Annotated in this window: 19 protein-coding genes; 13 read left to right on the top strand and 6 right to left on the bottom strand. The window is 62.4% G+C overall.

Features of this window, described 5'->3' with window-relative positions; translation table 11 throughout:
* Positions 1–912: 912 nt before the first annotated feature.
* The 12 genes from IB264_RS15960 to IB264_RS15905 all read left to right on the top strand — a co-directional run bounded on the left by IB264_RS15960 (position 913) and on the right by IB264_RS15905 (position 10,649).
* Positions 913–1,212, top strand: coding sequence for an AlpA family transcriptional regulator (locus IB264_RS15960; RefSeq protein ID WP_192433760.1), 300 nt, complete (start codon positions 913–915; stop codon positions 1,210–1,212).
* Positions 1,213–1,544: 332 nt separating this feature from the next.
* Positions 1,545–1,742 (top strand): heavy-metal-associated domain-containing protein, encoded by a 198-nt coding sequence (locus IB264_RS15955; protein WP_057226698.1) that lies wholly within the window; start codon positions 1,545–1,547, stop codon positions 1,740–1,742.
* Positions 1,743–1,892: 150 nt separating this feature from the next.
* Positions 1,893–2,408, top strand: a complete 516-nt coding sequence (locus IB264_RS15950) for a DUF4396 domain-containing protein (protein WP_025428583.1) — start codon at positions 1,893–1,895, stop codon at positions 2,406–2,408.
* Positions 2,409–2,603: 195 nt separating this feature from the next.
* Positions 2,604–5,042 carry a heavy metal translocating P-type ATPase gene (locus tag IB264_RS15945; RefSeq protein WP_246811777.1) on the top strand — a complete coding sequence of 813 codons (2,439 nt, stop codon included), beginning with the start codon at positions 2,604–2,606 and terminating at the stop codon, positions 5,040–5,042.
* Positions 5,043–5,150: 108 nt separating this feature from the next.
* Complete coding sequence (cueR, locus tag IB264_RS15940) at positions 5,151–5,621, top strand: Cu(I)-responsive transcriptional regulator (RefSeq protein ID WP_025428581.1); 471 nt, start codon at positions 5,151–5,153, stop codon at positions 5,619–5,621.
* Between the two features lie 90 nt (positions 5,622–5,711).
* Positions 5,712–6,140 (top strand): hypothetical protein, encoded by a 429-nt coding sequence (locus IB264_RS15935; protein ID WP_156613073.1) that lies wholly within the window; start codon positions 5,712–5,714, stop codon positions 6,138–6,140.
* A gap of 97 nt (positions 6,141–6,237) precedes the next feature.
* Entirely contained in the window at positions 6,238–6,468 is a 231-nt protein-coding gene (locus IB264_RS15930) for a hypothetical protein (RefSeq protein WP_063991881.1), read from the top strand.
* A complete protein-coding gene (locus IB264_RS15925; RefSeq protein ID WP_192433757.1) occupies positions 6,465–7,916 on the top strand; it encodes a TolC family protein in 1,452 nt (483 codons plus the stop codon). The genes IB264_RS15930 and IB264_RS15925 overlap by 4 nt, the downstream gene beginning before the upstream one ends.
* 14 nt (positions 7,917–7,930) lie before the next feature.
* Positions 7,931–9,280: a multicopper oxidase family protein gene (locus tag IB264_RS15920; RefSeq protein ID WP_192433755.1), complete on the top strand. Its 1,350-nt coding sequence runs from the start codon at positions 7,931–7,933 to the stop codon at positions 9,278–9,280.
* Positions 9,281–9,318: 38 nt separating this feature from the next.
* Entirely contained in the window at positions 9,319–9,804 is a 486-nt protein-coding gene (locus IB264_RS15915; protein ID WP_057218308.1) for a plastocyanin/azurin family copper-binding protein, read from the top strand.
* Positions 9,805–9,830: 26 nt separating this feature from the next.
* On the top strand, positions 9,831–10,103 hold the full coding sequence (locus tag IB264_RS15910) for a copper-binding protein (protein WP_025428575.1): 273 nt from the start codon (positions 9,831–9,833) through the stop codon (positions 10,101–10,103).
* A gap of 81 nt (positions 10,104–10,184) precedes the next feature.
* A complete protein-coding gene (locus IB264_RS15905; protein WP_192433854.1) occupies positions 10,185–10,649 on the top strand; it encodes a DUF411 domain-containing protein in 465 nt (154 codons plus the stop codon).
* 26 nt (positions 10,650–10,675) lie between these two features.
* Here IB264_RS15905 and IB264_RS15900 read toward each other — a convergent pair whose 3' ends face one another.
* Positions 10,676–11,356 carry a phosphoribosyltransferase gene (locus tag IB264_RS15900; RefSeq protein WP_192433753.1) on the bottom strand — a complete coding sequence of 227 codons (681 nt, stop codon included), beginning with the start codon at positions 11,354–11,356 and terminating at the stop codon, positions 10,676–10,678.
* A gap of 193 nt (positions 11,357–11,549) precedes the next feature.
* Here IB264_RS15900 and IB264_RS15895 point away from each other — a divergent pair, with 193 nt between their 5' ends.
* Positions 11,550–12,731: a M20 aminoacylase family protein gene (locus IB264_RS15895; RefSeq protein ID WP_192433751.1), complete on the top strand. Its 1,182-nt coding sequence runs from the start codon at positions 11,550–11,552 to the stop codon at positions 12,729–12,731.
* A 363-nt stretch (positions 12,732–13,094) separates the two neighbouring features.
* Here IB264_RS15895 and IB264_RS15890 read toward each other — a convergent pair whose 3' ends face one another.
* The 5 genes from IB264_RS15890 to IB264_RS15870 are packed head-to-tail and all read right to left on the bottom strand — an operon-like array spanning position 13,095 to position 18,427.
* Positions 13,095–14,855: an adenine deaminase gene (locus IB264_RS15890; protein WP_210335632.1), complete on the bottom strand. Its 1,761-nt coding sequence runs from the start codon at positions 14,853–14,855 to the stop codon at positions 13,095–13,097.
* 17 nt (positions 14,856–14,872) lie between these two features.
* A complete protein-coding gene (locus tag IB264_RS15885; RefSeq protein ID WP_057220114.1) occupies positions 14,873–15,796 on the bottom strand; it encodes a nucleoside hydrolase in 924 nt (307 codons plus the stop codon).
* A 6-nt stretch (positions 15,797–15,802) separates the two neighbouring features.
* Positions 15,803–16,831 (bottom strand): ABC transporter ATP-binding protein, encoded by a 1,029-nt coding sequence (locus IB264_RS15880; protein WP_057211284.1) that lies wholly within the window; start codon positions 16,829–16,831, stop codon positions 15,803–15,805.
* Positions 16,824–17,603 carry an ABC transporter permease gene (locus IB264_RS15875; protein ID WP_025428568.1) on the bottom strand — a complete coding sequence of 260 codons (780 nt, stop codon included), beginning with the start codon at positions 17,601–17,603 and terminating at the stop codon, positions 16,824–16,826. Before IB264_RS15875 ends, IB264_RS15880 begins: the two co-directional genes overlap by 8 nt.
* The gene (locus IB264_RS15870) at positions 17,600–18,427 is read right to left on the bottom strand and encodes an ABC transporter permease (RefSeq protein ID WP_025428567.1); all 828 of its coding nucleotides are present in this window, start codon (positions 18,425–18,427) and stop codon (positions 17,600–17,602) included. The genes IB264_RS15875 and IB264_RS15870 overlap by 4 nt, the downstream gene beginning before the upstream one ends.
* Positions 18,428–18,537 lie beyond the last annotated feature (110 nt).

Raw genomic sequence — 18,537 nt, 5'->3', positions numbered from 1 at the left:
GCTGCCCAAGCGGCGCACCCGACTACCACCGCCCCCGGCGAGCCTTGAATAACCACGAAGGACCCTCAGGTACTGCGAGAAAACCCATATGCCCGCGAGGAGCCCCCGAAGGAGGTCTAGCAACTCCAAGCGGAGATGGGCGAAGGTCCCGAACGCCTTTTCGGCAGCTCTCCGCTTTTTCAGCTCGGAATGGACGAGCGAGGGTTCGAGGACGACCACGCAGGGCAGCAGCGATACCCCCCCGCGCGCCACTCGAATCCTTCCGTTCTACGCCGGCGCGCTTTGACGTCGGATAAGCTGCAGACTTGATCGCGAATCCTGGTTTCTAACGCCACAGTCCCGAGATCGCTCATCTCGCTTCTGTGGCGAATTTAACGTGGCGCGGTACTCACCGCCCACGACGACGCATGGGTTTGCGTAGCATGTCGCCTTCGCCGATGCCGGCAGAGTGCAGCTCTAAGACCGGTGACACCCAATCGGAATAGCCGCCTTACGGCGAAGGATTCGCCCATGGAGCTTCGTCAGCCTTCCTGCAGCAGCCGCACCTTTCGAACGTGTGCACGAGATCCAGGGAAGAACTCGCTTGAGCACAATGCTCACCACATGATCATTGTGTTCCATCCTCAGCAGAATGTCAATCTTTCCGTTTGGCACAGGGAATTTGGAAGGCTCTCGTGAGGATCTACCAAAGAACCTATACAAAACAAAATGTTAAAAGTAACAAAGGATTCGAAATTTACACAATAAGTCTTTTTGTAATATAATGTTGACAATACTCAGTCACTCTCACGCCATTTAAAATTACACCCCGTGGACTTCGGCTTGATATCGGCGTATTATCCCAGGTATACTTAGGGTGCCTCAGTGGCAAACACGCACCAATACTTTACCTCATAGCGCACAGGTGGGACTATGTCAGGTTTATACGCTCACTACTACACTTGGGCAGAGGTCTGCCTCCTCACAACGCTGTCGGAATCGACCATCCGTAGCATGGGGAAGAAAGATACCTTTCCTGTGAGAGAGAAGTTGTCACCTGGACGGGTCGGTTTTCCGAAGAAGCAGGTCGATCTTTGGCTGAAGGATCGCCCAGCTTGGGAACGCTGGAACCGTCGCCGCCTAGAGAAGGAAGCGGCTCGCGGTCAGCATGAGGAAACCCGGGACAAAAATGCCCCTGACAAGGCCGTGGATAACAGCATTTGGCAGCTATGATCGCATCAGGTTTGTTTGGTTTTCTACGCTCATCTAACGCGAAGGAGCGGTGCCGCACGTGCAGTTCGCGGCACCACTAAATGTGGCGAAAATGCGGACAGTCCCGGTACGACAAGACGCTTTTTTCATAGCATAAACAGAAACATAGGTCGAAGTTTAGGCGCGACCCGCGTCAGGATTCTTTGGCTTCGCGTCACCTTTTTTTGGTTTCGCGTCAAATTAGATTTGGTTCACCACGAAGCACGCCGAATTAATATAGTGGAATGGCCTCTTGACCTTCCAACGGTGGGAAACCTCATGTTTGTCTCACATCGAAAAGAAGGAGACAAGCGATGCAGAATTACAAGATCGACAACATGACCTGCGGACATTGCGCCGGCGTCGTGCAAAAGGCGATCCTGAGCGTTGATCCGCAGGCAACCGTCAAGGTCGATCTCGGCGCGCGCGAAATCAGCGTCGACACCGCCGCCCCATCCGGCCCGATTGCCGACGCGCTGAAGACGGCAGGCTATGAGGGCCGCCAGCTCTAAATCAAGATCGCAACGGTGCCTCCAGTCACCGGTTGGCGCGCCTCGGCTCCCAAAGCCGGGGCGTTTGTCGTTTGACCCCGCCGCACGCCTTGACCTTACAACGGTGGGAAGCTCTAGCTTGCCGGCTCCGCATCTTCACGGAGACCGAGCATGCAACACGACGAACACGGCGGGCACCGACATGATCACCGCAGCGTGACCGCCGGTCCCTCGAAATCCGAAAACATGTCACTCAACCGTCTCGCGCTCTCTGCCACGGTGCATTGCCTGACAGGATGCGCCATCGGCGAGGTGCTCGGCATGGTCATCGGCTCGGCGCTTGGTTGGGGCAATGTCCAGACCATTGCACTCGCCGTCTTCCTTGCCTTTGTCTTCGGCTACGGCCTGACCATGTTTCCGCTGCTGAAGGCAGGCATGCCGTTCGCGGTGGTCCTGAAGCTGGCGCTTGCCGCCGACACGGCGTCCATCGTCATCATGGAAATCGTCGACAATGCCCTGATGCTGTTCATCCCCGGAGCGATGGATGCAGGCGTAACGTCTCTCCTCTTCTGGGCGAGCCTTGCGGTCGCGCTCCTTGTTGCCGGGGCCGCCGCGTTTCCCGTCAATCGCTGGCTGATTGCACGTGGCAAGGGTCACGCCGTCGTGCATTCGCATCACCAGCACTGAGCATTTGAATGCGATGCCTTGCTGCATGAAGAAATGTTTCAAACCGCCCTTGACCTTCCCATCGTTGGAAGCCCCATCTTCCGATAAAAGAAAAGGAAAAGGAGCACGATCATGGGATCCGTGACCACCATCGAAACGAAGAGCGCCGTAGCAATCGCCGGCAACGCCCTGACGGCCAGCATACCGGTCGAGGGAATGACCTGTGCCTCGTGCGTCGCGCGCGTCGAGAAGGCCATCCGAGCAGTCCCAGGGGTGACATCCGCCTCTGTCAACCTTGCAACGGAACGGGCCGATGTCCGGTTCGATGGATCGACCAAGACCGCCGACATCGTCAAGGCAATCGAAAACAGCGGCTATGGCGCCGCTGAGGAATCGATCGAGCTGGCAATCGAAGGTATGACCTGCGCCTCCTGTGTCGCCCGTATCGAAAAGGCATTGAAAGCGGTGCCCGGCGTCGCTGACGCCAGCGTCAACCTGGCGACCGAGCGCGCCTCGGTGCGCCTCACCAAGGGCATTGCAACAGTCGCCAGTCTCGAAGAGGCCGTGCGCGCCGCCGGTTATGACGCCAAGCGCATCACCGGCGATGAGAACACCGATGAGGAGGCCGAAAAGCGCGAGCGCGAAAGCCGGCGTCTCAGCCGCGCGTTGCTGGTTGCCGCAGCCTTGACGCTGCCGATCTTCGTCCTGGAAATGGGCTCGCACTTCATCCCGGCCGTGCACGACTTCGTCATGATCAATATCGGCATGCAGGAGAGCTGGTATCTGCAGTTCGTGTTGACGACGCTCGTGGTCTTCGGCCCGGGCTTGCGCTTCTACCAGAAGGGCATACCGGCCCTGTTGCGTCTCGCGCCCGACATGAATTCGCTCGTCGCCATCGGCACGGCCGCCGCCTGGGGCTATTCGGTCGTTGCCACCTTCGCATCCGGGCTTTTGCCCGAGGGCACGGCCAACGTCTATTATGAAGCCGCGGCCGTCATCGTGACGCTGATCCTGCTCGGTCGGGTGCTCGAAGCCCGCGCCAAGGGCCGCACCTCCGAAGCGATAAAGCACCTGATGGGCCTGCAGGCAAAGACAGCGCGCGTCGTTCGCGACGGAGAAACGATCGAAATTCCGCTCGCCGACGTGCATGCCGGCGACACCGTGCTGATGCGCCCCGGCGACCGCGTGCCGGTCGACGGTACCGTTGTCGATGGCAATTCCTACGTCGACGAATCGATGATCACCGGCGAGCCGGTTCCCGTCGAGAAGATCGCCGGCGCTGACGTTGTCGGCGGCACCATCAACAAAACAGGATCCTTCACCTTCCGCGCCACCAAGGTCGGTGCCGATACGGTGCTTGCCCAGATCATCCGCATGGTCGAACAGGCCCAGGGCGCCAAGCTGCCGATCCAGTCGCTGGTCGACAAGGTGACGGCCTGGTTCGTTCCGGCCGTCATCGCCATGGCAGTCCTTACTTTCGCGGTCTGGCTGGTCTTCGGCCCGGATCCGGCCTTGACCTTCGCGCTCGTCAACGCCGTCGCGGTGCTGATCATCGCCTGCCCCTGTGCCATGGGCCTAGCGACCCCGACCTCGATCATGGTCGGTACCGGCCGTGCCGCCGAGATGGGTGTGCTGTTCCGCAAGGGAGAGGCGTTGCAGACACTGCGCAATGCCGAGATCATTGCCGTCGATAAGACGGGCACGCTCACCAAGGGTCGCCCGGAACTGACCGATCTCGACACGTCTGCCGGTGTTGAGCGCAGCGAGGTGCTTGCACTCGTCGCCGCCGTCGAAACCCGGTCGGAACACCCGATCGCCGAGGCAATCGTCGAAGCGGCGAAGTCCGAAGGCATCGCCATTCCGACCGCCGCGAACTTCGAGGCTGTTCCCGGATTCGGCGCCAGCGCCACGGTGAATGGGCGGAGCGTCCATGTCGGCGCCGATCGGCTGATGACCCGGTTGAAGCTCGACGTCTCGGTGTTTGCCGACCAGGCAGGCCGCCTCGGGTCGGAAGGCAAGAGCCCGCTCTATGCAGCAATCGACGGCAAGCTTGCCGCCATCATCGCCGTTGCCGACCCGATCAAGGAAACGACGCCGCAGGCGATCCGCATGTTGCACGATCTCGGTCTCAAGGTGGCGATGATTACCGGCGACAACCGCCGCACGGCCGAAGCGATCGCCGCCAAACTCGGGATCGACGAAGTCATCGCCGAGGTGCTGCCCGACGGCAAGGTTGCCGCTCTGAAGCGCCTGAAGGCTGACGGCCGCGCCGTCGCCTTCGTCGGCGACGGCATCAACGATGCGCCCGCTCTTGCCGAAGCCGATGTCGGACTTGCGATCGGTACCGGCACCGATGTCGCGATCGAAAGCGCCGATGTTGTGCTGATGTCCGGCGATCTCCTGGGCGTGCCCAACGCGATCGCGCTCTCGAAGGCAACGATCCGCAACATCAAGGAAAACCTGTTCTGGGCCTTTGCCTATAACGCGGTCCTGATCCCGGTTGCAGCGGGCGCGCTTTATCCGGCCTATGGCCTGTTGCTGTCGCCGATCTTCGCCGCCGGTGCCATGGCGCTCTCCAGCGTCTTCGTGCTCGGAAACGCGCTCCGGCTGAGGGGTTTTCGCGGCGTCGTCGCGCAAACGCCAGCGGCGCGATAACATCAAAGCCTCTCCCCGGCGGGACACGCCCGCATGGCGTCCGCCGGGGAGAGTTCCTATATTCGACATGAATACCCGCGCTCTGCGCGCCTCTTGAAAGGTGAAGCCATGAACATCGGCGAAGTCGCACGCGCCTCCGGCGTCTCGACGAAGATGATCCGCTATTACGAAACGATCGGCCTCATTCCTCCGGCCGATCGCAGCGAGGCCGGCTATCGCAACTACGGCGACAACGACGTCCACACCTTGCGCTTCATCCGCCGCTCCCGCGATCTCGGTTTCACCGTCGAGCAGATGACCGACCTGCTGACGCTCTGGCGTGACCGTTCGCGCGCCAGCAGCGAGGTGAAGAAGATCGCGCTCGAACACGTCGATATCCTCGAGCGCAAGGCGGAGGAGTTGAAGGCCATGAGCCGGACGCTCAAGCATCTGGCCGCCAACTGCCACGGCGACGGACGACCGGATTGCCCTATCCTTGATGATCTCGCCGACATGGCCAACGAACCGGGCAAGGCTCTGGAGCCTGCGCGCTTCGGCCCGGCCGGCATCGACCCGGTCCGCAACCGCCGACAGGCCTGAAGACCGAAACTGACCGAGGCTCACGCATTCGTGAGCCTCGGTCCCGTCGGTAGCATTGACAGGAATCGACAGCGTTTCTACGGATTGATGATGGAAAAGGTACGAACTGCATATCAGCGTCTGCTGACGATGCTCAAGCTGGTGACGATGCTGTCACTGGCTGTGCTGCCCTTTTCCAGCGCCGCCGGCATGACCCATGTCGCATCACACACAGCCATGCAGATGCACACGGCGATGCAAATGAAAGCGGCGATACAGACAGATGCCTCGCTTGATATCAGTGCCTCAGCGCTGAGCGAGCATTGCCCAAGTGCCGAAAGCGGCAAGACAAAACCCATTGGCGATAGCGGCAAGGCCGACAAGAAGGACTGCTGCAAGACCTTCTGTGCGGCCGTTGCCGTTCTTGCCGACGTCAGCGAAGCGCGCTTCGGCCTGCCACGCTCCACCTTGAGCTTTGGCCTGCAGTCGCAGCTGAGCCCCGGCGAGCGCGCCGGTTTGCACCGCCCTCCGAGAGCCTGATTTCGTGAAAAGCTGACCGCTACCGCGGTCAAGGTCTTGGCCTGCCCGGCTTTGCCGGTCGGACGCCGATCTCCATCATTCACATTTCAGGTTGAACATGAAACGTCTGTTTCCCATGGCGCTCCTGCCCATCCTTTTGGGCGGATGCGCGACGACAATGCCTGCCGAGGTGACAAGCCTCGCCGATCCCTCGGAAAGTACCGCCGGCGCCAACGGCCAGGCCTACCGCAGCCCTGTTACCGGTTATGTCCATCGTGAGCCTGTCGGTCCAAAACGCTGGGTGCCGCTCAACGACGCCCAATCTCCCGCCAAGGGAGGCGCATCATGATCAGGCAAAGGTTCAAGCTCGCCGCGATCATCGGCTTGCCGCTGGCGCTTGCCGGCTGCACCACAAACGCGGAATATTCGGCAAAGGACGCCGGCTTTACGGCGGTCGAGGCCAGGGTCGGCGCTGGCACTGCGAAGAGAAGCGTCTGGATCCAGAACCGCGAGCAGGCCGCAAAGGCTGAAGCACAGGTGAAAGCCCTGCTGGCACGCAAATCGGTCGATGCCGACACCGCCGTGCAGATCGCGCTTCTCAACAACAGGGGCCTGCAGGCCGCCTATGCCGATCTGGGCGATGCGTCGGCGGATGCCTGGCAGGCAACGATGCTCCTCAACCCGACTGTTTCGATCGGCACCACCGGGATCGGGGCGTCGGAGCTTCAAGCCTATCGCGCCATTGAGGGGCTGATCACCACCAATATCCTGGCGCTCATCACGCGGGAGAAGACCATCGCCGTTGCCGACGCCCACTTTCGCCAGGCGCAGCTTGCGGCGGCCCTTCGGACGCTTGCGCTTGCGGCAGAAACCCGGCGCGCATGGGTCGAGACGGTTTCAGCCTGGGAAACAGTCGGGCAGCTCAACCGGGCGCAGGCCGCCGCCGACGCATCCTCCGAACTCGCCGCCAAGCTCGGCGAAACCGGTTCCATGGGCAAGGCTGACCAGGCACGCGAGCACGTCTTCAATGCCGAACTCGCCGGCCAGGTGGCGCAAGCCCGCCTCGCCGCACGGCTCGCCAAGGAAAACCTCACCCGGCGAATGGGGCTCTGGGGCAGCGACGCCGACTACCAGGTCCCGAACCGGCTGCCCGATCTGCCAAAAGACCTCGCCCGCCGGAACAGCATCGAGGCCGAAGCGCTCAAGCGTCGCGTCGACCTGCAGTTGGCTCGCCTCGAGCTTGAGGCCGTGGCAAAGTCCTATCGGTTGACCGACGCGACACGCTTCGTCAGCGATCTCACGCTCGTCGCAGGGGCAGAAGCCGAGCGCGAACGCGAAGACGGGGACACCAAGGTCGAGACCACCGGCCAGGGTGAGTTGGAGTTCTCCATCCCGATCTTCGACACCGGCCAGGCGCGCTTGCGCAAGGCGGAACTGGCGCATATGCGCGCTGCCAACCTGCTTGCCGAGAAGGCCGTCAACGTCCGCTCGGAAGCTCGCTCGGCCTATCAGGCCTATCGATCGCGCTACGATATCGCCAGACACTATCGCAACAACGTCGTGCCCTTGCGCAGCAAGATCGAGGAAGAGGCCACCCTCAGCTACAACGGCATGATCACCAGCACCTTCGAAATGCTCGCCGACACGCGCGCCAAGGTGGACTCGGTGATCCTCTCCATCAACGCCAAACGCGATTTCTGGCTGGCGGACGCCGATCTGATGACGGCCATCCATGGCGGCGGGGAAGAAGGCACTGCGGTCGAGACCGCCGCTCCTGCCGCAGCGGATGCGGATTGAAAGGAACGATGACCATGTTCAACAGACGACAAATCCTCGGTGCCGGCGCGGCACTCGTTTCTACCACCGCCTGGGCGCAAACCTCGACCTCCGGCCTGCCGGAGGCGGCAGGCATGGACAACGCCGCCACGCAAAAACCGCTCGTGCCGACGAGCGGGCCGGACTATCAGCCGGTCGTCACGCTCAATGGCTGGACGCTGCCGCACCGGATGAACAACGGCGTCAAGGAGTTTCACCTCGTCGCCGAACCGGTGGAGCGTGAGATGGCAGACGGCATGACCGCCTATCTCTGGGGCTATAACGGCCAGTCTCCCGGCCCAACGATCGAGGCAGTCGAGGGCGACCGGGTGCGCATCTTCGTCACCAACAAACTGCCGGAACACACGACGATCCATTGGCACGGGATGATCCTGCCATCGGGGATGGATGGTGTCGGTGGCCTGTCGCAGCCGCATATCCCGGCCGGCAAGACGTTCGTCTACGAGTTCGACCTCGTGAAGTCCGGGACCTTCATGTACCACCCGCATGCCGACGAGATGGTACAGATGGCCATGGGCATGATGGGCTTCTTCGTCATCCATCCCAAGGATCCGGCCTTCATGCGGGTTGACCGCGACTTCGTCTTCCTGCTCAACGCCTATGACATCGACCCCGGCACCTATGTTCCGCGCATCATGGAGATGACGGATTTCAACATGTGGTGCTGGAACAGCCGCATCTTCCCGGACATCGATCCGCTGGTCGTTTCCAAGAACGATCGGGTGCGCGTGCGCGTCGGCAACCTCACCATGACCAACCATCCGATCCACATGCACGGCTACGATTTCGAAGTGACCTGCACCGATGGCGGCTGGGTTCGCCCGGAGGCCCGGTGGCCGGAAGTCTCGATCGACATTCCCGTCGGCGCAATGCGCGCCTACGAGTTCGACGCCAAATACGAAGGCGATTGGGCGATCCATTGCCACAAATCGCACCACACGATGAACGCGATGGGCCACGATGTCCCGACCTTCATCGGCACCGACAAGACCCAGGTCGCGGCCAAGATCCGCAAGATCAAGCCCGACTACATGCCCATGGGCACGGCCGGGATGGCCGACATGGGCGAAATGGAAATGCCGCTTCCCGACAACACCATCCCGATGATGACAGGCTGGGGCCCGCACGGCGCATTGGAGATGGGCGGCATGTTCTCGGTGGTGAAGGTGCGCGAAGGCATCTCCGCCGGCGATTACAGCGACCCCGGCTGGTACGAAAACCCTCCGGGAACACAGGCTTGGGAATGGACCGGCGCGCTGCCGGAGACCACCCGGGCAACCGATGCCAAGACAGTGATTACGCCGCCTCCCGCAAAAAAGGGCTGACCGCAATGACCTCTTCCAAAACAACCAAGGAAACCAAGATGAAGACGACACTTTTCGCGCTGGCGTTCCTCGCCGCTTCCTCGCTCGCCTCGCCGATGCTGGCCAGCGGCTCTCACGCCGGCGGTCATGATGTCATGTCGGTCGGCAAACCGGGCGACGCCAAGAAGGCGACCCAGACCGTACGCGTGACGATGAAGGAAACCGACGACGGCAAGATGATCTTCACGCCGGCAAGCATCAAGGTCCGCCAGGGGCAGACCGTGCGCTTCGCAATCAAGAATGTCGGCGAACTCGAACATGAGTTCGTGCTCGACGACAAGGCGCAGATCCAGGAGCACAAGGCCGCGATGGAGAAGTTTCCGGACATGGAACACGCTGATCCGAACGCCATCCGGCTCGAGCCCGGCAAATCCGGCGAGATCGTCTGGACCTTCACCAACAATGGCACGTTCCAGTTCGCCTGCCTGGTCCCCGGCCACTACGACGCCGGCATGCATGGGCCGCTCGAAGTCGTGAAGAAGTGACTGTAACCCACTGAAAGGATGACACTATGAAAACGCTCATCACATTGTTTGCCGCGCTCGCCATCGCCGCTTCCGCCCAAGCTGCGGAATTCACCAAGGGAACAGTCAAGAAGCTCGACGCCTCGGCCAAGAAGGTGACCATCGCCCATGAGGATCTCAAGAACCTCGACATGCCTGCGATGACCATGGTGTTCCGGGTCAAGGATGATGCGATACTGGCCAAGCTCAAGGAAGGCACTGCGATCGAATTCGTCGCCGACCGGGTCGATGGCAAGCTCACTGTGACCGAGATCAAGTAATCCAATGTCCAAGGCCCGGTATAACGACAATTCCGGGCCTTGGACGACGAGGCCGAACTGAAAAGAAAGGAGTGTCCGATGATGGACCTCAACCGCAGACATTTCATCGCCGGTGCGATCATGGGCATGACGATGCTCACGGCCGGTGTGGCGATCGCAGCTGGCCCGATGACGATCTACAAGGATCCGCAATGCGGCTGCTGCGAACAATGGGCGGAAGCCATGGAGGCCGCGGGCTTCAAGGTCGACATCCGCGACGAAGCCGATATGACGCCGATCAAGACGCGGTTCGGCGTGCCGGCCGACATGGAGGGGTGCCACACCGCCGTCATCGACGGTTATGTCGTCGAGGGGCATGTGCCGCTTGAGGCCGTGCAGAAGCTGGTGACCGAAAAGCCGGACATTGCTGGCATTGCCGTGCCCGGCATGCCCGCAGGTTCGCTTGGCATGGGCAACGATCCGCAGGCGTCCTACGACGTCTACACCATCGCCAAGACCTCCGGCGCTGCTGCGACCGTCTATTACAAGGTCCGGCCGGCGCAATAGCGCGGGCACTTTATCGGCGATAAGGCTCAGGCGGCGCGCCAGGCGCCGTCTTCCCCTCGGGCCAGCAACGGCGTGCGGAACACACCGACCACGCACTCCGGCCAACGCGGCGCAAGATCGGCCAGAGGCTGTCGCCAACGCTCGGTCTGCAGCATGGCTGCACCGATTGCGATCGGCTCGACGCCGCAAGTCTCCATCAGCGTCAAGCCGGCAACGATCGACGTGCCGCTGGAGATGACGTCGTCGACGAGCACAACGCGCTTGCCCTCAAGCAGCGGCAGCATGCGCGGATCGACGTAGAGCCGTTTCTTCTGGTCAGGCGTGGTGATCGACGACAGCGGCACGGAGAGATCGTCGACATACCAGAATTTGCGCGACGTTCCGAGCGGCACGTAACGGGCATGGCCGAGCTTGCGGGCGACGGCAGCTGCCAGGGTCAGCCCCAGCGTCGGCAGACCGGCGATGACATCCGGTTTTAACGGCGCGAGCCTGGTGGCCAGTTCCGTTGCCAGCGCTTCTTCGACCGCAAAACTCACCTGGTTGATGATCAGCGAGGCCAGCGCGTGTTTGCCATCGGAGAGCTGCCGGATCGGCAACAGGATCTGGCGACCGTCTTCGAGAGTTGCCGGGAAGAAATCCCGATAACCGCTTCCAGCATCGAAACTTTTCGGCGGGAGCACATCCTGCCAGAATTCATGCGGCTGCATCGGTACTGTCCTCTTCTGCGCCACCAAGGCTTCGAACGAAAGGCAATGAAAACGCCGGCGCACTGTTCTGGTTCCGGCGGTTTTCGTCTATACCGTTTACCACTTCGATCAAACCGAAAGGGCGCCCCGGCCGACGCAAATCTGGGGAATTCGACGGCCCTTCTCCGACAGACATGCAAGGAACTGCCAGACAATGCGCGTGCCAGATGGGATCACCAACGACCTGCCCTTCCTCACCGAATTCCGTCGCGATCTGCACGCCCATCCGGAACTTGGCTTCGAGGAGGTTCGTACAAGCGATCTGGTTGCGAGACTGCTTGAGGAAGCTGGCCTTAAGGTCCACCGGGGCCTTGGAAAAACTGGCGTCGTCGGCACGCTGCAAATCGGCAACGGCACCCGCTCGATCGGCCTGCGCGCCGACATGGATGCGCTTGCCATGCCGGAACTTGCCGACCGGCCGTACAAGTCGCTGGAAGCCGGCAAAATGCATGCCTGCGGCCACGACGGCCACACGGCGATGCTGCTCGGCGCAGCGCGCCATCTCGCGAAGACGCGCAATTTTTCCGGCACGGTGCATTTCATCTTCCAGCCGGCCGAAGAAGGTCGTGGCGGTGCCAAGCGCATGGTCGAGGATGGCCTCTTCCGACTCTTCCCCTGCGACACGGTTTACGGCCTGCACAACATGCCCGGCCTTCACCCCGACGAGATGGCCGTCGTCGCCGGACCGCAGCTCGCCTCGTCCGACAGCTGGCGGTTGACTTTCCGCGGCGTCGGCACCCACGGCGCCAAGCCGCATCTCGGCCGCGACCCGGTGACGGCAGCCGGCACGTTCCTCGCCTCACTGCAATCGATCGTCGGCCGCGTCGTCGATCCGCTACAGCCGGCCGTCGTCAGCGCCTGCTCCGTTCGCGCCGGCGACCCGAAGGCGCTCAACGTCATCCCCGACACGGTCGAGATCGGCGGCACCGCTCGCGCCTACACGCCTCATGTCCGCGATCAGCTCGAGGTAGAGATCGGCCGGCTGGCGCGCGGTACGGCCGAGATGTACGGCATCAAGGTCGACTACGCGTTCGAGCGTCGCATTCCGCCCGTGGTCAATGACGCCGGCGCCAGCGAACGCGCGCTTTCGGCAGCCCGTGCCGTCTTCGGGGAAAAGACCCGCACGCAGTTTCCGCCATCGACCGCCGGCGACGACTTCGCCTTCTTTGGTCTCGAAGCTCCCGGCTGCTACGTCTGGCTCGGCAACGGACCCGCCGTCGACGGCGCACTGCACCACAACACCGCCTATGACTTCAACGACGACGCGATCGGTCCGGGCGCCACCTTCTGGACGACATTGGTGGAACAGGAACTGAGTGCTTCGGCCGGCCACTGAACATGTAACGCCGTCGCTCAGAATGTCCGCTGCTCCGAAACGTCGCGCCCCTTCGGTAGAGGCTGGTGGTTGCCGAAGGGACCAGCGGGGCGTCAATCGACGCCCGAGCATGATGACAAAGCTTGAGAATGCCTGGTTGACGAAAGGCTCGCTCAGTTCTGCCTCATTCCGGCCCTGTGCCGGAATCCAGCGAGCTGACGTCCGTCAGGTCAAAAGACCTTTCAGCCCGAGGACTTGGGCTGGCTAGATTCCTGTGACAGGCACAGGAATGAAGGAGAATTTGGCTAACGCCGAGCCTTCCTTACTCCTCGTACTGACGTTGTCAGCAGTCTGAGGGCGACAATCGTCGCGGTGCTTGATGCCTCAGAGGACTTCGAGCACCGGATTTTCGAGAAGCTTTCCGGTCAGCACATCGGCGATGCCGCGATCGGTCTGGTGCGGCCCTGCATTGCAGGCAAGCGTTGCCCCGAAGCAGGCCTTGAAGACGAGGTAGGGCGGCTGCCAATCGACGATCCGCCCGACAGCATCACGCAGCGCGGCAAAGCCGGCGGACACATCGGCCAAGGGCGCATCGGAGACGAGGCCACACAGCGGCAACGGCAGGACCGCGTCGATCTTGCCCGCCGATGCGACAGCCATGCCGCCACCGGCGGCGATGACGGCATTGGCCGCCACCATCATGTCACGGGCATTGCCGCCGAAGACCGTCAGGTTGTGGCTGTCGTGCGAAACGGTGGTTGCGAAGGCGCCGCGCCACTCTCCCCAGCCGGTAAGCAGGCCGACACGCGGCCTGCTATCGGCCCGGCCGTGGCGATGGGCGACGGCGATCAGCGTCGCGCCTTGCGGCGGAACCACAAAACCGTTCTCGACTTCGGCCACAACCTCGCCCCATTGCGTGAAGCGTGGGCGGTCGATCGTGGCGACCCTCACCTTCGAACCCGTCGAAGCAATGGCGAAATCTGCCTCGCTCAATGGTTCGATTTTCATGGTGCCGGCAAGCGCTTCTACATTGGTCCTCGGCAGGGCATCGATCATCCGTCCGGCAACGGCGACCTGTTTGCCGCCGGCGATCACGGCACGGGCCTCGAGATCGGTAAGATCCTCGAAGATCACGATATCGGCGCGCCGTCCGGGGGCGATGAGGCCGAGGTCGGCACGGCCGAGGCGGGTCGCGGCGTTCAGCGTCGCGGCGCGAAGCGCCCATTCGGGCCTTAGGCCATAGCGCACGAGCCGCCGCACGACGTCGTCGAGCCCACCCGAGCGATCGAGATCATCAGGAAAGACATCGTCAGTGCAAAGCGTCACGGTTTGCGGCAGATGGCCGAGTGTATTCAGCGCCTCGACGAACTCGGGCAATAGGTGATCGTGCGAGCCGCGCAGTTCGATCGAGAGCCCGGCGCGAAGCTTGGCCATCAGGTCGTCCGAAGAAACCAGTTCGTGGTCCGAGCTGACGCCCGCGGTCACGAATGCCTGCAGGTCCGCACCGGCAAGGCCGCGCGCGTGGCCGTTGACCGGCTTGCCCGCGGCAAGCCCTGCCTGGACGATTGCGTGCATGCGCGGATCGCCATCGATAACGCCGCGCATGTTCATCATCTCGGCGATGCCGCCGATCTCGGGCCAGGAAAGCATCGTGGCGATGGCATCGGCATCGAAGTCGGCGCCCGCCAATTCCAGGCCAGGCGCTGATGGCACGCTGGAAGGCGCCAGCAGAACGCAGCGCAACGGCAGGTCCACGATGGCGTCTGCAGCCCAGCGAACGCCGGCCATGCCGCAGACATTGCCGAATTCGTGCGGGTCCCAGACTACGGTCGTGACGCCGCGCGGCAGCACCGCATTGGCATAGGTTGCGGGCGTGACCATCGAGCTTTCGACATGCATGTGCGTGTCGATCAGGCCCGGCAACAGGAAGGCGCCGGAGGCATCGACCATCGAGGCGGCGTCGCTGCGGCTACCGGGGGCATGCACGCTGGCGATCAGCGGACCGACAAGGCCCACATCGGCAGCGCGCCTTTCACCGGTGACCATGTCGACGACGACGCCGCCGGTGATGAGCATATCGAATGCGTCCGCACCCCGTGCCGCGGCAACCGCGCGCGTGCGCAGCGCCGGATCCATCAGGTCCATCGGTTCCTGCAGACGCGTCACTTGGCGGCTTCCTTCATCAGGGCGCCGAGGATTTGCGCGCGCGCCGTTTCCGCATGCACGTCAGTCGCATACTCGGCATTGAAGGCTGCGTGGCTTTCACGCATCTCGACCACGGTGCGCCCACGCGTCAGCGAGCCTGCAAGCTCCGCATCGATGCGCGCCTTGCGGAAGGAAATCGCCCCCGGATTGACGAATGCAACCGCAGCGGTCGGATCGTAGATCGCCATGCCCGGCCGGCCGCGGCTGGTACCAATGGACACATAGCCGGACAGCAGATCGGCGATCAGCGTGGCATTGACACCGCCCGTGGCACGAATGGGTGCAATATCATCGGGATAGGCGAAGACCTTGCGGCAAAGGTCGAGGTCGACCATGCGCAGCGGCAATTCGTGCGCCAGCACGATCGCCAGTGCTTCCGGGTCGGCGAAAGCGTTGAACTCGGCGGAGGCCGTATGGTTGCCGCTGGTCACGCCACCGCCCATCCAGGTCAGGTCGGTGATCTTCGCGGCCAGATCCGGGCGGGCAAGGCAGAGCGCGGCAAGGTTGGTCAGCGGCCCGAGCGCCAGGATACGACGCGGTTCCTCGGCTTCCTCCAACCAGCGGCAGAGCGCGGCGAAGGCGTCGCTCGTCGGCAGCGGCGGGGCCGCCGGAAGCGTCAGGCCGACGGTCGGCATGCCGGTTTGCCCGAGGATCCGCTCCGCGGTTTCGAGCTTGCCGAGCACCGGCAAGGCGCGGCCCTCATGGATGGGAAACGACCAGCCGAATGCCATCGCCGCACTCGCTGCATTGCGCTTGACCTGCTCGAGCGGCGTGTTGCCGAACACGAGCGAGATGCCGTCAATCGTCTCATTGGCATGGAGAACGACGAGCACCGCAGCGATGTCGTCGAAACCCATATCCGTATCGATCCAGATGCCCATTACTGATTACCCGAACCGCTCGAGCCGGGCCGCCTTGGCGACCGGCAAATCGAAGGTAAGTTCCGTGCCCGGCTGATGCGCGGCGAGGCCGGCATCCTCCTCGGCCTTGATCGCGCCGAGCGGCGTATCGAGCAGGTATTCGCGTGTGCTGCCTGAGAAAGAGGCTCCGCGCACAGTGCCTTGGAAAGGACCAGAACCAAGGGTCACCATGCGCGGACGCCACGCAAGCCCTGCCGTGTCAGGCGGCAGGGATTCGGAAAGGGCGATCGGGCCGTTTGCGGCTTTGAGCTTGCCGCGTTCGACCGCAAAAATGTTCTCGAAGCCGACGAAGTCGGCAACAAAGCGGGAAACCGGACGGTTGTAGATATCCTCGGGCGTGCCGATCTGCTCGATGGCGCCGTTGAGCATCACCACGATCCGGTCAGCAAGCGACAGCGCCTCGCCCTGATCGTGCGTGACGAAGATCATCGTCACGCCAGTTTCCTTCTGCACACGCTGCAGCTCGGTGCGCATCTCCAGCCGCAGCCGGGCGTCGAGGTTCGACAACGGCTCGTCGAGCAGCAGGACCTTCGGTTCCATCACCATCGAGCGGGCAAGCGCGACGCGCTGCTGCTGGCCGCCGGAAAGCTCGGCCGGCTTGCGCGTGGCGAACTTCGACAAGCCGACGGATTTGAGGCCGGCGGTCACACGCGTCTCGATGTCGTTTGCCGGCTGCTTCTTCAGGCGCAGGCCGAAGGCGACGTTTTCGAAAACCGACAGATGCGGAAAAAGCGCATAGGACTGGAAGACGAGCCCGACCGAACGCTTGTTGGCGGAAACCCGCGTGATGTCGACACCGTCGAGGCTAATGCGGCCCGAGGCGGGCGTCAGCAGCCCGGCAATCGAGCGCATCGTCGTCGTCTTGCCGCAGCCGGATGGACCGAGGAACGCCACCAGTTCGCCCTTGCGGATCGACAGGTCGAGATCCTTCACCGCAACGGTATCGCCATAGGCGAGCGTGAGTTTTTCGAGGCTGAGGAAGGAAGCGTCAGACATAGCGGGAAAATCCTAGGAAGCGTTCGGCAAGGAAAACGATGCCGATGGACATGAAGGCGAGCAGCGCTGAAAGAGCGGCCACCGACGGGTCATAGGTGATCTCCATATAGGAGAGCATGTCGATCGGCAGCGTGCGAACGCCAGGACCGGACAGGAACAGCGAGACCGGCACCTGGTTGAAGCTCGTGACGAAGCCGAGAATGAAGGCGGCGAGAATGCCGCTGCGAATATTCGGCATCACCACCCGGAAGAAGGCTCCGGCGCGCGAAGAGCCGAGCAGCACTGCCGCTTCCTCGATATCGGAGCGCAGATTGTTGAGGCTCGCTGAGACGACACGCACAGCATAGGGCAGCACCAGCGCCGTATGCGCAAGGAAGAGCGCCAGCGTGATGTTGAAGCCGAAAGGTACGACGATATAGCGCAGCAGCGCCAGGCCGACGATGATACCAGGCACGATGATCGGCAACGACACGATCGTGCGGATGGTTTCGCCGAAGGGCAGCTTGTAGCGCGAAAGCGCGTAGGAAGCGGGAATGCCAAGCACCAGCGCCATCGCGGTACCACCGATGGCAAGGAACATCGACACGGCGAAGCTTTCACGGAAGCTTTCGACGGTGAAGACCTTGGCGACCCATTTCAGCGAGAAGCCCTGTGGCGGGAAAGCCAGGGTCTCGCCGCCCGACAGTGATGCCGCGACGATGATGAAGAACGGCCCGATCAGGAAGGCGATCACCAGAAACAGGACGAGGGGAGAAAAGACGCGGGGGGTCATCGCTTGTTCCTCGCGGTGGCGAGCCGTTTCAGGAGTAGATTGGCGGCAAAGCTCATGACGATCAGGATGAAGGCAATGACGCTCGCCGAGACGAAATCATTGGCGACGGTGACGCGCTGGTAGAGCAGCGTCTCGAGCATCAGCACCTTGGAGCCACCGAGGATTGCCGGGGTGATATAGGCAGTCAGCGAACCGGTGAAGACCAGGGTACCGCCAATGACGAGACCTTCCTTTGTGAGCGGAAGAATGACCTTCCAGAACACCTGGAACCAGTTGGCACCCAGCACGCGCGCCGCCGGAATGGCATCCTTCGGCATGTTCTCGAGCGCGCTGATCAGCGACAGGATCATCAGCGGCAGGAACAGCTGCAACAGGCCGATAAACACGGCTGTCTCGGTGAAGAGAAAGCGGATCGGTTCGTCCGAAAGGCCGATGAGCTGCAGCGCCTGGTTGACGATGCCGGTGCGCCCGAGAATGACGATCCAGGCATAGGTGCGGGCGACCGACGAAATCATAAGCGGCAGCACGACAAGGCCGATCATCTGCCCCTTGCTGCGCGGTGAAAGATTGACGATCGCAAAGGCAGCGGCGTAGCCGAGCACGGCCGAGACGGCAGTCACCATCAGACCGAGCCGGAACGTGCGCAGGAAGACCGTGCGGTTCAGCGGGTCGGTGAAGAAATCGACATACGCTGTAAGCGACCAGCTGTCGGCGCTGCGAAAGCCTTCGGCGAGCAGAATGACGACGGGCGCCAGAAAGACGATCGCCGCAAAGACCGCCGCCGGCAAAGCGAGCGCCAGTGCCTCGGCGCGGTTCTGAAACATCCCTGGTCTTCCTTTCGTCGCGTTCATTCACTGCGGGATCGGCTCAAAGGTTGCCGGCCGACCCGCAAAACTGCCCCCATCACGGCGATGGGGGCGTTTGTCGATGGCTG

Source organism: Ensifer sp. ENS11 (genome assembly GCF_014851895.1).
GTDB lineage: Bacteria > Pseudomonadota > Alphaproteobacteria > Rhizobiales > Rhizobiaceae > Ensifer > Ensifer canadensis.
This window is presented reverse-complemented; position numbering and strand designations above follow the sequence as displayed.

Excerpts from the sequence above, each read along its gene's own strand:
- IB264_RS15890 (WP_210335632.1), bottom strand. The coding sequence starts at position 14,855 with ATGGACCTGATGGATCCGGCGCTGCGCACGCGCGCGGTTGCCGCGGCA.
- IB264_RS15935 (WP_156613073.1), top strand. The coding sequence starts at position 5,712 with ATGGAAAAGGTACGAACTGCATATCAGCGTCTGCTGACGATGCTCAAG.
- IB264_RS15945 (WP_246811777.1), top strand. The coding sequence starts at position 2,604 with ATGACCTGTGCCTCGTGCGTCGCGCGCGTCGAGAAGGCCATCCGAGCA.
- IB264_RS15885 (WP_057220114.1), bottom strand. The coding sequence starts at position 15,796 with ATGGGCATCTGGATCGATACGGATATGGGTTTCGACGACATCGCTGCG.
- IB264_RS15915 (WP_057218308.1), top strand. The coding sequence starts at position 9,319 with ATGAAGACGACACTTTTCGCGCTGGCGTTCCTCGCCGCTTCCTCGCTC.
- IB264_RS15870 (WP_025428567.1), bottom strand. The coding sequence starts at position 18,427 with ATGTTTCAGAACCGCGCCGAGGCACTGGCGCTCGCTTTGCCGGCGGCG.
- IB264_RS15875 (WP_025428568.1), bottom strand. The coding sequence starts at position 17,603 with ATGACCCCCCGCGTCTTTTCTCCCCTCGTCCTGTTTCTGGTGATCGCC.
- IB264_RS15910 (WP_025428575.1), top strand. The coding sequence starts at position 9,831 with ATGAAAACGCTCATCACATTGTTTGCCGCGCTCGCCATCGCCGCTTCC.
- IB264_RS15895 (WP_192433751.1), top strand. The coding sequence starts at position 11,550 with ATGCGCGTGCCAGATGGGATCACCAACGACCTGCCCTTCCTCACCGAA.
- IB264_RS15925 (WP_192433757.1), top strand. The coding sequence starts at position 6,465 with ATGATCAGGCAAAGGTTCAAGCTCGCCGCGATCATCGGCTTGCCGCTG.
- cueR (WP_025428581.1), top strand. The coding sequence starts at position 5,151 with ATGAACATCGGCGAAGTCGCACGCGCCTCCGGCGTCTCGACGAAGATG.
- IB264_RS15930 (WP_063991881.1), top strand. The coding sequence starts at position 6,238 with ATGAAACGTCTGTTTCCCATGGCGCTCCTGCCCATCCTTTTGGGCGGA.
- IB264_RS15960 (WP_192433760.1), top strand. The coding sequence starts at position 913 with ATGTCAGGTTTATACGCTCACTACTACACTTGGGCAGAGGTCTGCCTC.
- IB264_RS15955 (WP_057226698.1), top strand. The coding sequence starts at position 1,545 with ATGCAGAATTACAAGATCGACAACATGACCTGCGGACATTGCGCCGGC.
- IB264_RS15950 (WP_025428583.1), top strand. The coding sequence starts at position 1,893 with ATGCAACACGACGAACACGGCGGGCACCGACATGATCACCGCAGCGTG.
- IB264_RS15920 (WP_192433755.1), top strand. The coding sequence starts at position 7,931 with ATGTTCAACAGACGACAAATCCTCGGTGCCGGCGCGGCACTCGTTTCT.
- IB264_RS15900 (WP_192433753.1), bottom strand. The coding sequence starts at position 11,356 with ATGCAGCCGCATGAATTCTGGCAGGATGTGCTCCCGCCGAAAAGTTTC.
- IB264_RS15905 (WP_192433854.1), top strand. The coding sequence starts at position 10,185 with ATGGACCTCAACCGCAGACATTTCATCGCCGGTGCGATCATGGGCATG.
- IB264_RS15880 (WP_057211284.1), bottom strand. The coding sequence starts at position 16,831 with ATGTCTGACGCTTCCTTCCTCAGCCTCGAAAAACTCACGCTCGCCTAT.